Genomic DNA, 16,128 nt, shown 5'->3' on the forward strand with positions numbered 1-16,128 from the left:
ATTGCTAGAAGCAGCAACAGTAAATGAACCAACAAATTACATGAAAACTTTAGACGTTAGGCAACGATGAAGGTGATGTATTCGCTACCGAAACCGCCTGAACAAACGCTTGCATTTTCGCGGCGCTTTTTTCTCCCGGCGAGGCTTCAATGCCACCGGAAACATCCACGGCATAAGGCGCTACGTGCTTAATAGCAGCGTCAATATTACCTGACGTTAGACCACCTGCGAGGATAACAGGTTTTGCTAAGTTTGCGGGAATTCTTGACCAATCGAAGGTCTCGCCAGTTCCACCTGGCACGCCAGGACGATACGCATCAAGCAGTAAAGCACTCGCTTCATGATAACGGTCGGCTTCTTGATGTAAATCCAACCCGTCGCGCATTCGCAGCGCTTTCATCCACGCCATAGCGTAGCTTTGACATGCCTCGGGCGGTTCATCGCCGTGAAACTGCAATAAATCCAAGTACGGTGCGCAACGCTCAATCAAAGATGCTGGCTGATCGACAAAAAGACCGACCCGGGTCACAAACGCGGGCACAGTGGCGGCGAGTTCCGCCAGCTGCTCGACGCTGATGCTGCGCTTGCTTTGCGGCCACATGACAAAGCCGACCGCATCAACGCCAAGACTAACAGCACTGGCAATATCATCGGCACGGGTCAAACCGCAAAACTTGATACGCGTTCGCGTGACGGTGCTGGACATCATGCATTCTCCTGCTTGATAGGCTCATGGTCCTTTTGCGCATGTCCACGGCGTTGGCGCACCATCGGGGAATCGGGAATATCCCGTTCGCCGGTCCACTCGCCGGTAAACGCGAGCAGATTAGGCCCAAGTGGCTCTTGTGGTAGAGCAAAACTTTCATCATAGCGCGAGTCAACGAAATGCAAGCCGCAAGCAGGCGCGGTGACATCGCCTTTTTTGCGATCACGTAATGCCAAAAGTCGCTTAATGTAGGCCTCATCCTGTGCGCCTCTACCCACACTCACCAGCGCGCCAACGATATTACGGATCATGTGATGCAAAAACGCATTCCCTTGAACATCCACAACGACAAGCGCACCGTGGCGGCTCACCTCAATAAAGTGCAAATGGCGCCAAGGAGCCTTTGAACGACACCCTGCAGCACGAAAACTGGAGAAATCATGCTCACCCACGAGCGCCTGCGCCGCCCGGTGCATCGCGGCGACATCCAGCGGATCGCGACACCAAGTGACATTGGCACGCTCCAACACGGGGCGGTTGAGCTGATTAATGAGCAAATAGCGATAGCGACGGGCTAACGCCCCCAAGCGCGAGTGAAACGTATCCGGCACGGCTTTTACCCAACGCACCGCGATATCTTTGGGTAGGTTGGTATTGGCACCAAAAATCCAAGCTTTTTCGCTACGCGGCATGGGCGAATCAAAATGCACGACTTGGCGGGTGGCGTGGACACCCGAGTCGGTACGACCGCTGGCGTGAACCGTAACCGGCTCACCGGCCACTTGCGTAAGCGCCTTTTCTAGGCTCGCCTGAACGGAGGCAGCATGGCTTAGCCGCTGAAACCCACAGTAGTGGGTACCATCGTACTCAACTCCCATGGCGAGGCGTCCGTTGAGGGGTGTTTTTTCATCAAAGCGGTCAAACAGCGTCATCGACTCACAATACGTTAAAGGTGATAAAGATTAAGAGGAGCGGGTATTATCCCGGCCTGGCACTTTGAATGCTACCTCTTCAATTTCCCATCCTTCGCCCAGCGGGGAATCATTGTCTGTTTTTGTCGTTTTTTGCCGCTCATCAGCAACATTATCAGCCGGCGATTCGTCCTTCTTTTCCCCCTCATCCACTTCTTTTGCGCCTTGCGATTCGTCCGTTTCGACCGGCTCGAACTCAACCGTCGGCTGCATGGGGGTTTCTTCGCGGGGCGCAGCGGGCTCAGCGCTTAATGAAGGAGGCTGATAATCAATAAAACGTGAATCCTGCTGCGTGTCTTGTTCGCTGGAGGAGACTTCAGGCGGTTTGGGTGAAGCCTCTGTTTTTGGCCCAGTGTCGGGTTCCGTTTCCAGCTCCGGTTCCTGCTCAGGCTCTTTTTCCAGCTCAAATTCCTGTTCCGTTTCCGGCTCCCGCTCGGCTTCCGGTGCGTCTTCTGTTTCAGGCGACTTTTGCGAGGCGGCGCTGCGCTGTGAAGCGAGCCCTGCCGCTTGGCTGCGACCTAAGACGTCATCGTCATCGGCCTCCCACTCAAGCGGCTCCTCCATTTCAAGCGACTCCTGCATTTCAAGCTCATCTGGCTCGGGATTGCTGCTTTCGGGTTCGGCCCCTTCGAATTCAATCTCTTCGAGCTTATCCTCCTCCCGCTTAGCCTCTTCCCGCTTAGCCTCTTCGAGCTCGGGCGCTTCTGAGTCGGTGCTCTTAGCATAAACTTCTTGGGCGGCATAAATCGTCGGCGAAGGCTCGGTGAAAGGGTCCGTTTCAAAAGATCCTGTTTCAAGCTCTTCTTCGACGGCGCTAAATGACGGTGTTTGGGGCTTCTGTGCGTTTGAAGTCTCTTGCTTAGGCGCACTCCCCTGCGTAGCTTTTTGCGCGCTCGCCTGCTTATTAGGGACTACAGATGGCTCGCTAATAGTGACCTGATCGACATCCTCCCACTCTTTCGCTTGCCGGCGACGAATCAGTAGCAGCAATACCAGCAATAGCCCTAACCCAGCCGCTATTAATGTCCAGCGGTAATTCTCCATCAACGTTGTTAACGATGGAAAACCACGTTCTACCGCACTGCTCGCACTGTCATCAGTACGAGCCGTTTCTTGCTCTTGTACGACATCACTGGCAGGGGCAACTCGCTCCTGAGACGCTAACGCTTGGGTAAGCTCGGTGACTTCACTGCGTAAGGCATCAAGCTCACTACGCATCTGCTCGCGTTCTTCAATGAGTTCCGCCAGCATCGCCTGACTCTCCTCCAGTTGCTCGACCAGCGTATCGGTTTCATCAACTGGGTTAACCGCTTCAGCGCTGACAATCGCCGCTGCATCAATGCTCGGGGCAGTATCTGAAGCCTCGCCCTGCGATTGCGAGTCAGCCGGCGTTTCTTCTTCAAGCTCAGCGGCGGTCTCTGGTTCAGGCAAGGCGACTGATGCTAACCTGTTACCGCGGTTACGCCACGCCGCATTCATTGCCTCGATGGTTTCGGCGGAGGCGTCAGCCGAGCGCCGCATGACCTGTGTCTCGCTTGGCACGTTTAAGGTAAAACCAGCCCGCATAGCGTTAATATTACCCGAGGGAAATACCTCTGGGTTTGCCTCAAGCAGCGCCACCATCATTTGTTGGACGCTTGCCTGCGCGGGTTTTAAACGCTCGGCGACACTCCATAACGTATCACCGTTATTCACATACGCAGGATTTTGAATACCCGCATTCACCTGATTACGGCTGATGTTAGAACGGCTTTGGGCATCGGCCGATCTTGGCGTTTGAGTTTGAGTTGGAGACTGGTTTTGAAACTGGTTTTGAGACACAGACTGAGGTTGCGCGGGCTCGCTCACCTGTGCATTGGACGCGTAATCAACGGGGTCGAATAGTAGGGTAATTTCATGAGCGTGCGACCCTTCAGGCGACTCAATCACCAGCAGCAAGTCTAGCCAGGGCTCGTCAACCGGCTGTGAGGAGGTAAGGCGAATAGTTGGTGGCTGGCCTTGAAGCGTCGCGCTTACATTTGCAATGACGTCGCTCCACTCAAGCCCTGCAGAGGTATAGGCGCTACGCTCAGCCAATTTAACACTCAGCGCTTGCGACGAGTATTGCTCGGCATCGACAAGAGGTATCGATGCATTCAACGGGGCATTCAGGGCCGAGCCAACCTGTGCATTTCCCACCCCAAGCGCGTGAGCTCCTGGGCTCGATACAGCCAGGATGAGCAGCACAGCTAATGTAATTGGTGGTTTCATGAACGCCTCTGCTTCTTAAAAATCGTCATGCCAGCGCGACAAATGGCTTATTTAGTCAATATGTTAAGACCTTTTTACCATAGCTTACACAGATGCGCACAAAAACGGGGGCCAATGTTGGCCCCCGTTTTTGTGCGCATTAGCGTAAACCCTAACGTTTTACTGCTCGCGCAAAATTTTCAGCATGCGTTTAAGCGGCTCGGCTGCCCCCCACAGCAACTGATCACCAACGCTAAACGCAGAGAGATACTCACCGCCCATCTCAAGCTTGCGTAAACGGCCCACGGGCACATCAAGCGTGCCGGTCGCCGCAGCCGGCGTGAGGCCTGCGATAGTGGCATCTTTGTCATTGGGAATGACTTTCGCCCACTCGTTGTGCTTGGCAATGCGATCTTCGATCTCGTCAATTGGCACATCTTGCTTGAGCTTAATGGTGAACGCCTGACTGTGAGAACGCATCGCGCCAATGCGAACACAGAGACCGTCAATCGGTATTGGGTTATCTTGCAAACCAAGAATCTTATTAGTCTCAACGGTGCCTTTCCACTCTTCGCGGCTTTGGCCGTTTTCGAGCTTGGTGTCGATCCACGGCAATAGGCTACCGGCTAACGGGGCGCCAAAATTCTCGGTGGGGAAGTCGCCTCCGCGCATGGCGGCAGTCACTTTGCGATCGATATCTAAAATCGCGCTAGAGGTGTCTTTCAGCTCTTCACCAACACTATCGCGCAGCGTACCCATTTGGTTGAGCAGCTCACGCATGTGCTTGGCGCCAGAGCCGGATGCCGCTTGGTACGTCATCGACGTCATCCACTCGATCATATCAGCTTCAAACAGCCCGCCGAGGCCCATTAACATCAGGCTAACGGTGCAGTTGCCGCCGACAAAGGTCTTTGCGCCTTTGGCAAGCTGAGCATCGATGACGTTGCGGTTAACCGGGTCGAGCACGATGGTCGCGTCATCTTCCATACGCAGCGTACTGGCCGCGTCGATCCAGTAGCCTTGCCAGCCATTTTTGCGCAAATCGCCGTAAACTTCTTTCGTGTAATCGCCACCTTGGCAGGTAACGATCACATCGAGTACTTTAAGCTCGTCAAGGGCGAAAGCGTCTTTCAGCGGAGGCACGTCCACGCCCACATCAGGGCCAGGTTGACCCGTTTGCGACGTGGTGAAGAAAATCGGCTCGATACCGTTAAAATCACCGTCTTCTTGCATGCGCTGCATCAGCACAGAACCGACCATGCCACGCCATCCTACAAAACCGACTTTCAACATCGTGACGTCCTCCTTTAAAAATGAGCCCTTCATTATACATACTTTTATGCATCGTTCAGGGCGGCACGTATTATGCCTGCTGGGCAAACGCGGCCAATACCGCATCACCCATCGCATCTGTGCCAATAGTCTGCATGCCTTCGGAAGCGATATCCGCCGTGCGTAGGCCGTCATCCAACACCTTGCCGACAGCGGCTTCAATCCGCTCAGCCATGGCATTCTCACCTAACGAATAGCGTAGCATCATCGCCACCGAAAGCATCATAGCGAGTGGGTTGGCGACGTTTTGGCCGGCAATATCTGGCGCACTACCGTGACACGGCTCGTACATGCCCTGCCCACTCTCATTAAGCGAGGCTGACGGCAACATACCGATCGACCCCGTGAGCATAGCCGCCGCATCAGAAAGAATATCGCCAAACATATTCCCGGTGACCACGACATCGAATTGCTTTGGCGCACGCACCAGCTGCATGGCGGCGTTATCCACGTACATGTGCGACAGCTCAACATCCGGGTATTCTGGCGCCAGCCGCTCCATTACTTCGCGCCACAAAATGGTCACTTCGAGTACGTTGGCTTTATCCACCGAGCAGAGCTTTTTATTGCGTTTTTGCGCCATCTCAAACGCCACACGACCGATGCGTTCAATTTCGCTTTCCGAATACACGTAGGTGTTAAACCCCACGCGCTCGCCGTCACGCTCTTCGATACCACGTGGCTGACCAAAATAAATGCCGCCGGTTAGCTCACGCACAATCATGATATCCAGACCAGCGACTAACTCAGGCTTCAAGCTAGAGGCGCTTGCAAGCTGCGGATAGAGCATCGCTGGGCGTAGGTTGCCGAACAACCCCAGGTTTTTACGCAGACCTAGCAAGCCTTTTTCCGGACGCTTCGCAAGATCTTCAAGCTTGTCCCACTTCGGGCCACCCACTGCCCCGAGGAGAATGGCCCTGGCTGCCTTGGCTTTATCCAGCGTCTCTGCCGGTAGTGGCTCGCCGTGAACGTCATATGCCGAACCGCCGACCAAGCCCTCTTCCACGTCAATATCCAGGCCTGCCTCTTTGCACGATTGCAGTAGACGCTTAGCTTGCGCGGCGATTTCGGGACCGATGCCATCCCCTGGCAGAAGTAAAACCTTATGTGTCATGCGACTTCCTTAAGCTAATAAAACGTAAGACATTAAAAACGTAAAACATTAAAAAATTAGGCAGTCTGACGGAACAGCCACGGGCGACGCTGGCGATGTTTTTCCTCAAAGGCACGAATCGCGTCTTCGTCTTTAAGTGTAATACCGATATCGTCCAAACCTTCGAGCAAACACTGCTTACGGAAGTCATCGACCTGAAACTCTAAAATCTCGCCCCTTGGGGTGATGATGCGCTGATTTTCCAGATCGACATCAAGCGCATACCCTTCACGCTCCTCCGCTTCTTTAAAGAGCCGGTCGACTTCATCTTCTTCAAGCGTGATCAACAGCAAGCCATTTTTAAAGGCGTTGTTGTAGAAAATATCGGCAAAGCTAGGGGCTATAATAGCTTTGAAACCGAAATCCTCTAATGCCCAGGGCGCGTGCTCGCGTGAACTGCCACAACCAAAGTTACGCCTCGCAAGCAGTACCTCGGCATTTTCATAACGTGGCTGATTGAGTACAAAGTCAGGGTTCAACGGACGCTGAGAACAGTCCTGTCCTGGCTGGCCTTCATCTAGGTAACGCAGCTCATCAAAGAGGTTCACGCCAAAACCGGTACGCTTGATCGACTTCAAAAACTGCTTCGGAATAATCAGATCGGTATCGACATTGGCACGATCAAGAGGTGCGGCCACGCCTTCAAAACGTTCAAACTTTTTCATGGTTTAGGCCTCCTGAGCGTGAGTGGCATCGTTAGCAGGCAAGCTGCGCACATCGACAAAGTACCCGGCAATCGCGGCAGCGGCCGCCATCGCGGGGCTAACCAGGTGCGTACGACCACCAAAGCCCTGGCGCCCTTCAAAATTGCGATTAGAGGTAGACGCACAGTGCTCGCCCGCCCCCAATTTGTCGGCGTTCATCGCCAAACACATCGAACAGCCGGGTTCGCGCCATTCAAAGCCTGCGTCAATAAAGATTTTATCCAGCCCCTCTTCTTCCGCCTGGCGCTTCACCAACCCCGAACCCGGCACGACCATGGCCAGCATGATGGAGTCGGCGACTTTTTTGCCTTTCGCCACCTTGGCGGCCTCACGCAAATCTTCAATACGTGAGTTAGTACAAGAGCCGATAAAGACCTTATCTAGCTTGATATCGGTGATTTTCTGATTCGGCTGCAGGCCCATGTACTCAAGCGCGCGCGTATGGCTGCGCTGCACGGTATCGTCCGGAGCGGCTTTCGGGTCCGGCACTTGGCCCGAGATACCCGTGACCATTTCCGGACTGGTGCCCCAACTCACCTGCGGCTCAATCTCATCGGCTTTCAACGTAACGATTTTGTCAAACGCTGCGTCAGCGTCGGATACCAGGTTGCGCCAATCCGCCACGGCGGCCTCCCACTGCTCGCCGGTGGGTGAATAAGGGCGGTTACCAATATAGTCGATCGTGGTGTCGTCAACGGCGATCATTCCCACCCGAGCGCCTGCCTCGATGGCCATGTTGCACACGGTCATACGGCCTTCCATCGAGAGCGACTCAATCGCTCTGCCGGCAAATTCAATCGCGTAGCCGGTACCGCCAGCGGTGCCAATCTTGCCGATAATCGCCAGCACCACGTCTTTTGCCGTCACGCCAAGGCCGAGTTCACCTTCAACGCGCACCTGCATGTTCTTCATTTTTTGCGTCAGCAAACACTGGGTCGCGAGCACATGCTCGACCTCTGACGTACCGATACCGTGAGCCAAGGCACCAAAGGCGCCATGGGTGGCGGTGTGGGAGTCGCCACACACGACGGTCATGCCCGGCAGTGTGGCCCCCTGTTCAGGCCCAACCACGTGAACGATGCCTTGACGCGGATCGTTAATGCCGAACTCGGTAATACCGTACTCTACGCAATTATCGTCAAGCGTCTGCACCTGGATCAGCGATATCGGATCTTTAATGCCTTTGTTGCCTTGCGCGCGCTCTTCACGCGTTGTGGGCACGTTATGATCGGTGGTAGCCAGATTCGTATCTAACCGCCACGGTTTACGCCCCGCGAGACGCAACCCCTCAAACGCCTGAGGCGATGTCACTTCGTGCAACATGTGGCGATCGATGTAAATCAGCGCCGTACCGTCATCACGCTGTTTCACCAAATGCTGCTCCCACAATTTATCGTAAAGCGTTTGACCTGACATGCGACTCTCCTGGGCAATGCCCTGCTAGCTCGGTATAGCTGCCTCTAGGGGCGGCTTATGATGCGGTTGTATGTGTACTGTTAAACGAGTGTCACGCGACTCGCGCATAAAAGCAATTCATGTTATTCATATAATAAATTCCAATGAGGAATACATGGATGGATACACAAAGCTTACAAGCCTTTCTGGCGGTCGCGGAAGCCCAAAGCTTTTCTCGCGCCGCAGAGCAGCTACACCTTACCCAACCGGCTGTCAGCAAACGCATCGCCACCCTGGAAGACCTCCTAGGCACGCGGCTGTTTGATCGCATTGGCCGGCGCATTGCGTTAACCGAGGCAGGCAGTGTGCTGCTCCCCCAGGCGCGGCAGATTTTGTTCACGGTGGAAGACAGCCGTCGGGCGCTGGCCAATCTTTCCGGGCACGTCGGCGGACGTTTGACCCTTGCCACCAGCCACCATATTGGTTTGCACCGCTTACCCCCGATCTTAAAACAGTACACCCAGCACCATTCGGAGGTGGAGCTAGACCTGCACTTTCTGGATTCCGAGCAAGCCTACCAAGGGGTATTGGATGGCACGCTGGAAATGGCCGTGGTGACACTCGCCCCCCATCCCCATGAACAATTGCAAGTGGTCGAACTGTGGCGCGACAGGCTCTGCTTTGCTTGTGCCATTGACCACCCACTTGCTGCCCAGACCAACCAACGCTCGCTTTCGTTAGCCGATCTATGCCAATACAACTGTGTGATGCCAGGGGCAAAGACCTTTACAGGCTCGCTGATCGCGCAGCGTTTTAGCCAAGCCAGCCTGCAACTGCCGGTGAGCATGGCGACCAACTATTTGGAGACGCTCAAAATGATGTGCAGCGTGGGATTGGGCTGGAGCTTACTGCCAGACAATATGATCGACAGTGAGCTAGTAGAACTTGACGTGGATACCGCGCCGATTTACCGCCCGCTTGGGTATTTGGTGCATACCAATCGCACGCTTTCCAATGCCGCGCGAAGGATGATTGAGGCGCTGGAAGGGAGCAGAAGCGAATAATTAACGTTAAAACTACTCAAAGAGGCCATGCAACTTGATGATGACGACCCACTGGATACTCGGCCCTGGCGCCATTGGCCGCTCGCTGGCGCATTCGCTCTCCCCTTTAACGGCCACCACGCTCGTTGGTCGCCGTGCGCTGCCTGCGCGGCAAATGGCCGGGTCCCGTGCTGTGTGCCACCACCACGGAAGGCGCTTATATAATGGGCGATGACAGCGTGGTGCATGCGCGGGTTTGGAGCCGCGAAGCAGCGAAAAACCGGTCGTCGTGCAGCCGATTGTTAAGAGCGTTTTTCATCTATGATGTCCATTACCGGCCAAAAGTGGAATTTAAGTCGACACTGATATAACGCCTCGCTCTCTGCGACTATGGTGGAGCGCAATGGAACAATAGTTCGACAGCAGTGAATTGCTATCCGACACTTGCGGTGATCGGTGATTTTCAACCAATTGTTCAAAGGTCTGCCTTTAGGCACTGTGCCGAAAGCTTCTTCCATATCCTCAAGGTTGAATCGATCCATGGAGAACAATTTAAAACGCGAAATGCCATGAGACGTCAGGTATTTGAATACATCGAACTGGACTACAATATGTAACGGCGGCACAGTGCTATTGGGATGATCAGCTCAGAGGCCTTCAAAGCCCGAATGATCGCTTAAACCAGAGTCCACTGTTGCCGGGCGGGTAAGATTACAGCCTTAGTAAGGCCTAGTGGGACTGGTAATTCATTTTACAAATATAAAAAAATAAATATAGCCAGTGACTTACTGATAGCGTGCGAACCAACGTTTCATTTAAATAAATTCAGCTTGCGCTTTTTTCAGCAATTTTTTCAAAGGTAAAAGTTCTAAATGGCGTTTGGCAGTGATAGCATAGAAACGTTCTACAATGTTGTCGAGTACGCAGTATTTTTCCAACCGACCGGTTTGTAGTTCATCTTGGACCACAACTTCAGGGACTACAGCAAGCCCTCCCGAGTCACGCGCCAGTAGTCGCAGCATGGCCATATCATCGACCTCGGCATAGGGAGCTATCTCAACACCCATCTGGCTGAGCAGCGTATCAAACTGACTTCTAATGTCGCTGCTCGGACCTGGTAACAGCAGCTTGGCGTTCACAAGATCGTCAGGGAAACGGAAGGTTTTAGCAGCTTCACAGGATGGCCCCACAATACACACGTTTTGTTCGGCAATCTGCTGACACCGCCAACTGGTTGATGAATCCGAGACGACAGAGCGGTTAGAGAGAATCAAATCCAACTTGTGGATACTTAGCAGCTCCAGCAATTCCTCAAGGCTCGCCGATCGGAGCACTAGCTTAACCTCAGTCTCGCCGATCACCGGCCGCAAGAAGTTATCTTGGAAATTCCTGGACAAAGTTGCCACTGAGCCAATACGCAGCCGGTGCAGATGCTGAAGATTACCGCTCTCGGTCAGTGAAAGCAGTTCGCTGCCTAGGTTGAAAATACTCTCGGCGTACTCCAGCACCAAATGTCCGAACTCGGTCAACCTCAGAGAGCGGCCCTCCCGGGTGAACAGCTCATGTCCCAATTGCTCCTGAAGCTGACGTATTTGAGAGGAAAGCGCGGACTGAGAAACGTTAAGCTGTCTGGCCGCCCTCGTCAGATGCCCTTCTTTAGCCACGACCCAAAAATAATGCAGATGATGAAAGTTGAGATGTCTCATGCAATTTATTCCAAAAAAAAGAACGTTATCATCTCAATCATCTATTTTAAAATTCTTTTTCATTAAGCGATGATAAGTTACAAAGCCTAATGACAAGGAACAGAGCATGTCGAACAATCTTGAAACAACCCATCATCTTTTAATTGACGGTGAATTCTCAACTGAGGAAGCCCAGACAATTCTGATGACGTTAATTGGAGACAAAATCCGGTTTCACCAGCAAGAAAACTTGAGCCACGAAGAGCGATTCGGAAGCTCCAGTGAACGCAGTAGGTTCCGCATTGATCAATTATTGCAGACCAGGTCGGACTTAACAGCCGTGATCAACGAAGCGAAGGCGTCGGGTGAGCGGCTTGCCATTAACTGCAATATTGAGATCACTCGCTTGAGTCCATAGACGTCGCTAATCAAATACCATTCTCTTTATAAGAACGAATGGTTTTTAAATATATATTTTTATTTATCATTAAAAGCTTGGATACTTTACCCCACGAGATTTTTTCCCACTCTGAGGCCTAGTTCCATGCTTGATTTCCGTCTATTGGAGCCTTTATTTCTAATATTGATCCCCGTCTGTTTTCTCGCCGGCGCGATCAAAACTGCCGTTTTGCCCTCATACCCACGTGCGAGCGGCTTGTGGGTATTTGGTCTAGCTTTTACATTTGCTGTCTTTTCATCAATTTGTAGCTGGTGGTGGCCAGGTACCGCGAGTTGGCTGAACCTGGCGCCTCTGGCTCACATCATGATGCTGCTGATCACTTTGCTAGGGATAATCCTGGCCCGGTTCTCAAAGCAGTATCTCGCGGGCGATCCTGGCCAGACGCGTTTCATGGTCTGGTTGCAGCTGACACTTACTAGCGTCGCCCTCATCGCCACTACTAACCATCTGCTGATTTTCCTGGGCAGCTGGATTGCCATCAGCATCAGCCTACACCAGTTGTTGATGTTTTTTCCCGAACGTCCCCGTGCGGCGCTGGCTGCTCATAAGAAATTCATTTTCGCGAGACTGGCGGAGCTCTGTCTTATAGTGGCATTTGCGCTGCTTTATGCCCGCTACGACACGCTCTTTATCAATCAGATTCTGACCATGACTGCAGAAGCGAACGATCTGCCAACTGAAGCGAAAATCTCTGCCGTACTGATGGCGACGGCTGCGCTCTTCAAATGTGCCCAGTTACCCTTTCACGGCTGGCTTATTCAGGTCGTGGAAGCACCCACCCCTGTCTCTGCTCTACTGCACGCTGGCGTGGTTAACCTCGGCGGATTTCTAATGATTCTAATGGCGCCACTGATCTCTCAGGTGGCGCCCGCTCAGTGGCTTTTGCTTTTGATCGCAGGGCCGACGGCGGTGTTCGCTAGCCTGGTCATGATGACCCGAATTTCCATCAAGGTAAGGCTGGCGTGGTCCACCTGCGCCCAGATGGGCTGGATGCTGGTTGAGTGCGCCTTGGGGCTTTACGAACTAGCGCTATTACATTTAGTGGCGCACTCCGCTTACAAGGCACATGCCTTCTTGAATGCAGGCAATACCGTTGAGGTCTCTCTGAAAAGGCGCCTTGTTGCCATCAAAAACCCCGGTTGGGGGGAGATGTTGCCTGCGGCCTTGCTGGCGCTAGTGCTCACCGTAACAAGCATCTCGATATCAAACGCTTCGGATCCGGCGCAAGTTATATCCTGGATGGTGCCTGGACTCGCACTGACGTTATTGCTGTCAGAAATATTTGCAGCAGGGAGAGGCATCACTGTCATTTGCCGTGGCCTGGTTCTGGGTGCGGGTTTCTGGGCTGTTTACTCGGTTCAGAAAAAAGCCGCCCACTTGTTACTGGCACCACCGGATAACCCTGCCAGTCTTGCGGCGATCAGCGTTACCGGCATTCTTCTGATTATGCTCGTGATCGGTTATTTTCTGGTGCGCTATCGCCGTTACTCGTCCCTGGGCATTCGCTTCCATCGCTTCCTGTTTGCGGCCGCCTATCTTGATGAATGGGCAACGCGCCTGACGCTTAAAATCTGGCCCGCCAAACTACCCGAGGTCGTGCAAGCACGAAGTGTTGTACCCACGTCCTCTTCTGCTGGTTCCAAGGAGTCTGTCTGATGTCAGCGTCAAGCCCCTTATTTTCTGCTGAAAAGAACGCTCTTCAAACTGATTGGCATGAGGCCATCACGGAAGCATGCGGCCGGATTGCGCCAACATGGCCGCTCGACCAGATCAATGCCATAAATCCATTCTGGGAAATGCGCCATCAGTCCGTTACCAGTGTTGCCGCCCGCATGGCGGCGCTGAATGGCACCTGCTTTCTGAATCAGGAGGCGCTGGCCATAGACCCAGCAAGTAAAGACACCATCCAATCGGTGACCATGCCCGATCACTGGCGAAACCTGAGCGCACAACTTGATCGACATCGTGATATGGCCCATCAGGTTGGCTGGCAAGATGAAATTGTGCACCAGATCAGCCAGTTCTGCGGTGATTACTTCCAGCGCCTGGATGCAGGTGAGTTCCAAGCCAGTGCTCAGCATCTTTATTACAGTTGGCTTGAAATGACCCGTTCTGATCGCGGCATTGCCATTGTCATGGAAGCGCCTTCCCTGCCTGGACAGTTCCGTGTTCTGCCGGATCAGTGTCATGATCTGATAGCCAATGCCTTCGATGCACTCGCGTTGTATAAAGAACATACGACAGAGTATGCTCATGCACTCCTGCTGGATATCAACGGCTGGTCATCTTGGGGATCTTACCTGCGTTGGCAGTCGAGACTGCAGAACAATGAGACCGACCTTTTGCCGGGGCTGCTGGCGATTCGCCTAGCATGGGAGCTGGTGCTGTGGCGACATGTCCAGCAAATTGACGATGCCATCTTTGCCGACCTAAAACAACGTTGGATCAACCAGTGGCAAGCCTGGCCGTCGATATTGGCAAGCCACGAAAAGTCCCAGGTGACCGGATGGCAATTGCAGGCACGGGCGGAATCCGCCTATCAACAACAAATGGCTGAAAAACTGTTGGGCTCGTCCGCCGACGAGACAGCCGTTGACCAGCCGCCGCCGTTGCAAGCGGCTTTTTGCATCGATGTGCGCTCGGAGGTCTTCCGCCGCGCACTGGAAGCTCAGGACCGCGCCATCCAGACCTTGGGATTTGCCGGGTTCTTTGGCATGCCCATTGCATATCGGCCTCGGGGCACAGAATTTCACCGTCCCCAACTGCCCGGATTGCTTGCGCCTTCACTCGAAGTCACTGAAACAGAATCCTCTGCCCGGGTCTGCCGTCAGACATTGGCTCGCCAAACGCACTGGTTAAAATTCGCCAGCTCAGCGCCGGCAAGCTTTAGCTACATAGAAAGCTTTGGCATCGCCCGTCTAGGCCGCCTGGTCAAAAATACCTTCCTAGGTGATAAATCTAGGCATCCGGTGGACAAGCTTCACGAAGGAAATGGCGAATTCGAGATCCGCCGGGATGGAGTGCTGCTGAGTACAACGGAAAAAGCTGAGCTTGTGGCAGGTATTCTCCAGGCCATGTCCCTGACGCGTCAATTTGCACCTATCGTGCTTCTCGTGGGCCACGGTAGCAGCACCCGAAACAATCCCCACGCGGCCGGTTTGGACTGCGGTGCCTGTGGCGGACAAACGGGTTCGGTGAATGTTCGTGTGCTCGCCTACCTTCTCAACGACTCCGACGTGCGCTCAGTCCTGGCAGAACAAGGGCTATCGATACCGCAGGAAACCCGATTTATCGGCGCACTGCATGACACTACGACCGATGAGGTGATCTGTAGTGGGGAGGTTCCACAAGAAATCCTCAATTGGCTGCAACAGGCGGGCCAGCAGGCTCGTCGCGAGCGGGCTGGGCGCCTAGGACTCGGCAACGACGCTGATATTGACAGAGCCATTAAACGGCGCAGTCAAGACTGGTCGGAAGTGCGCCCCGAATGGGGGCTAGCCGGCAACGCCAGCTTGATTGTGGCGCCGCGCTCACGAACACGGCACCTGAACCTGGAAGGACGCAGTTTCTTGCACGATTACCGTTGGCGCGAGGATGATGGCTTCGGGGTTCTGGAGCTGATCATGACCGCACCGATGCTGGTCACCCACTGGATCAACTTTCAGTATTTCGCGTCGGTGACGGATAACTTGCATTACGGCAGCGGTAACAAGGTTCTGCACAACGTTGTTGGTGGTCATCTCGGCGTTTTTGAAGGCAACGGCGGCGATTTAAGAATCGGTCTACCCCTGCAGTCGATTCATGATGGGCATCAATGGGTTCATGAGCCACTGCGGCTTAGTGTTTACATAGTGGCACCCAGAGAAGCCATTACTGACATTGCCAGCCGGCATGTGGTGGTGCGTGAGCTGATCGACAATGATTGGCTATATTTGTTTCGACTTGATGATGAGCAGGGCATTATTGAGCGGTTTTATCGTCAGCAGTGGGAAACCACATGAGAGCAAATCTGTTTGCGTGACAGGGAAGTCTTAATCTCCAACTGAAGCATCTGAGCCGCTTAGTAAACCTCGCTGTGTCGTAATTCGCATTCTGCAGATGCAGGCGAAGTCCGGCAGCAAGCGTTCGCCTTGGGTCGTCAACTGTTGCCTCACTATCAGCGTGGCTTGAAGCTCTGAACTCGGCCAAAAGCGGCCTTTTAGCACTTGCACATATACATGCCAGCGCTTGTCATCGGTCCCTCCGGCAAGTCCATTGCCCGGTGCTCCCTTCGTTCTCCAGGGGCGTCCGGGGCGACTCCCCCTGCTTGCTCACTACGATGGAACACTTCGATTTCCTGCCACTGATACCGCGGGCTCCGGTTAACCTCGTCCAGCGGCACCATCCAAGCATCCTTTGGTTAGCTCCCCGCTGACGACAACGCACCGCCAGCGGGCCTAGGTCGTTATCT

General features: G+C 53.6%; 12 protein-coding genes and 2 pseudogenes. 6 read left to right on the forward strand and 8 right to left on the reverse strand.

Annotation, left to right across the window (positions count from 1 at the left end):
- Positions 1 to 49 precede the first annotated feature (49 nt).
- The 7 genes from QC823_RS14755 to leuC all read right to left on the reverse strand — a co-directional run bounded on the left by QC823_RS14755 (position 50) and on the right by leuC (position 8,511).
- Positions 50 to 709: a phosphoribosylanthranilate isomerase gene (locus tag QC823_RS14755; RefSeq protein WP_309657108.1), complete on the reverse strand. Its 660-nt coding sequence runs from the start codon at positions 707 to 709 to the stop codon at positions 50 to 52.
- Positions 706 to 1,638 (reverse strand): tRNA pseudouridine(38-40) synthase TruA, encoded by a 933-nt coding sequence (gene truA / locus QC823_RS14760; RefSeq protein ID WP_309657109.1) that lies wholly within the window; start codon positions 1,636 to 1,638, stop codon positions 706 to 708. The genes QC823_RS14755 and truA overlap by 4 nt, the downstream gene beginning before the upstream one ends.
- A gap of 30 nt (positions 1,639 to 1,668) precedes the next feature.
- Complete coding sequence (locus QC823_RS14765) at positions 1,669 to 3,927, reverse strand: FimV/HubP family polar landmark protein (protein ID WP_309657110.1); 2,259 nt, start codon at positions 3,925 to 3,927, stop codon at positions 1,669 to 1,671.
- A gap of 159 nt (positions 3,928 to 4,086) precedes the next feature.
- Positions 4,087 to 5,199 carry an aspartate-semialdehyde dehydrogenase gene (asd, locus tag QC823_RS14770; protein WP_309657111.1) on the reverse strand — a complete coding sequence of 371 codons (1,113 nt, stop codon included), beginning with the start codon at positions 5,197 to 5,199 and terminating at the stop codon, positions 4,087 to 4,089.
- Positions 5,200 to 5,269: 70 nt separating this feature from the next.
- Positions 5,270 to 6,352, reverse strand: a complete 1,083-nt coding sequence (gene leuB / locus QC823_RS14775; RefSeq protein ID WP_309657112.1) for a 3-isopropylmalate dehydrogenase — start codon at positions 6,350 to 6,352, stop codon at positions 5,270 to 5,272.
- A 56-nt stretch (positions 6,353 to 6,408) separates the two neighbouring features.
- Complete coding sequence (leuD, locus tag QC823_RS14780; protein WP_309657113.1) at positions 6,409 to 7,056, reverse strand: 3-isopropylmalate dehydratase small subunit; 648 nt, start codon at positions 7,054 to 7,056, stop codon at positions 6,409 to 6,411.
- A 3-nt stretch (positions 7,057 to 7,059) separates the two neighbouring features.
- A complete protein-coding gene (gene leuC / locus QC823_RS14785; protein WP_309657114.1) occupies positions 7,060 to 8,511 on the reverse strand; it encodes a 3-isopropylmalate dehydratase large subunit in 1,452 nt (483 codons plus the stop codon).
- Positions 8,512 to 8,669: 158 nt separating this feature from the next.
- On the opposite strand from leuC, the gene QC823_RS14790 reads away from it, so the two are divergent.
- The 3 genes and pseudogenes from QC823_RS14790 to QC823_RS14800 all read left to right on the forward strand — a co-directional run.
- Positions 8,670 to 9,554 carry a LysR family transcriptional regulator gene (locus tag QC823_RS14790; RefSeq protein ID WP_309657115.1) on the forward strand — a complete coding sequence of 295 codons (885 nt, stop codon included), beginning with the start codon at positions 8,670 to 8,672 and terminating at the stop codon, positions 9,552 to 9,554.
- 40 nt (positions 9,555 to 9,594) lie between these two features.
- A pseudogene (locus tag QC823_RS14795) lies at positions 9,595 to 9,784 on the forward strand (hypothetical protein); the annotation flags it as partial.
- Positions 9,785 to 10,030: 246 nt separating this feature from the next.
- Positions 10,031 to 10,213: pseudogene (locus QC823_RS14800) on the forward strand (IS3 family transposase); the annotation flags it as partial.
- 135 nt (positions 10,214 to 10,348) lie between these two features.
- On the opposite strand, the gene QC823_RS14805 reads toward QC823_RS14800, so the two are convergent.
- Positions 10,349 to 11,239 (reverse strand): LysR family transcriptional regulator, encoded by an 891-nt coding sequence (locus QC823_RS14805; RefSeq protein WP_309657116.1) that lies wholly within the window; start codon positions 11,237 to 11,239, stop codon positions 10,349 to 10,351.
- 106 nt (positions 11,240 to 11,345) lie between these two features.
- On the opposite strand from QC823_RS14805, the gene QC823_RS14810 reads away from it, so the two are divergent.
- From QC823_RS14810 to QC823_RS14820, 3 genes are all read left to right on the forward strand, one after another.
- Positions 11,346 to 11,636 carry a hypothetical protein gene (locus QC823_RS14810; RefSeq protein ID WP_309657117.1) on the forward strand — a complete coding sequence of 97 codons (291 nt, stop codon included), beginning with the start codon at positions 11,346 to 11,348 and terminating at the stop codon, positions 11,634 to 11,636.
- Positions 11,637 to 11,762: 126 nt separating this feature from the next.
- The gene (locus tag QC823_RS14815) at positions 11,763 to 13,334 is read left to right on the forward strand and encodes an NADH-quinone oxidoreductase subunit L (RefSeq protein WP_309657118.1); all 1,572 of its coding nucleotides are present in this window, start codon (positions 11,763 to 11,765) and stop codon (positions 13,332 to 13,334) included.
- Positions 13,334 to 15,679, forward strand: a complete 2,346-nt coding sequence (locus tag QC823_RS14820) for a YbcC family protein (protein WP_309657119.1) — start codon at positions 13,334 to 13,336, stop codon at positions 15,677 to 15,679. Before QC823_RS14815 ends, QC823_RS14820 begins: the two co-directional genes overlap by 1 nt.
- Positions 15,680 to 16,128: the final 449 nt, after the last annotated feature.

This window comes from Vreelandella vilamensis (assembly GCF_031451755.1).
Lineage (GTDB): Bacteria > Pseudomonadota > Gammaproteobacteria > Pseudomonadales > Halomonadaceae > Vreelandella > Vreelandella vilamensis.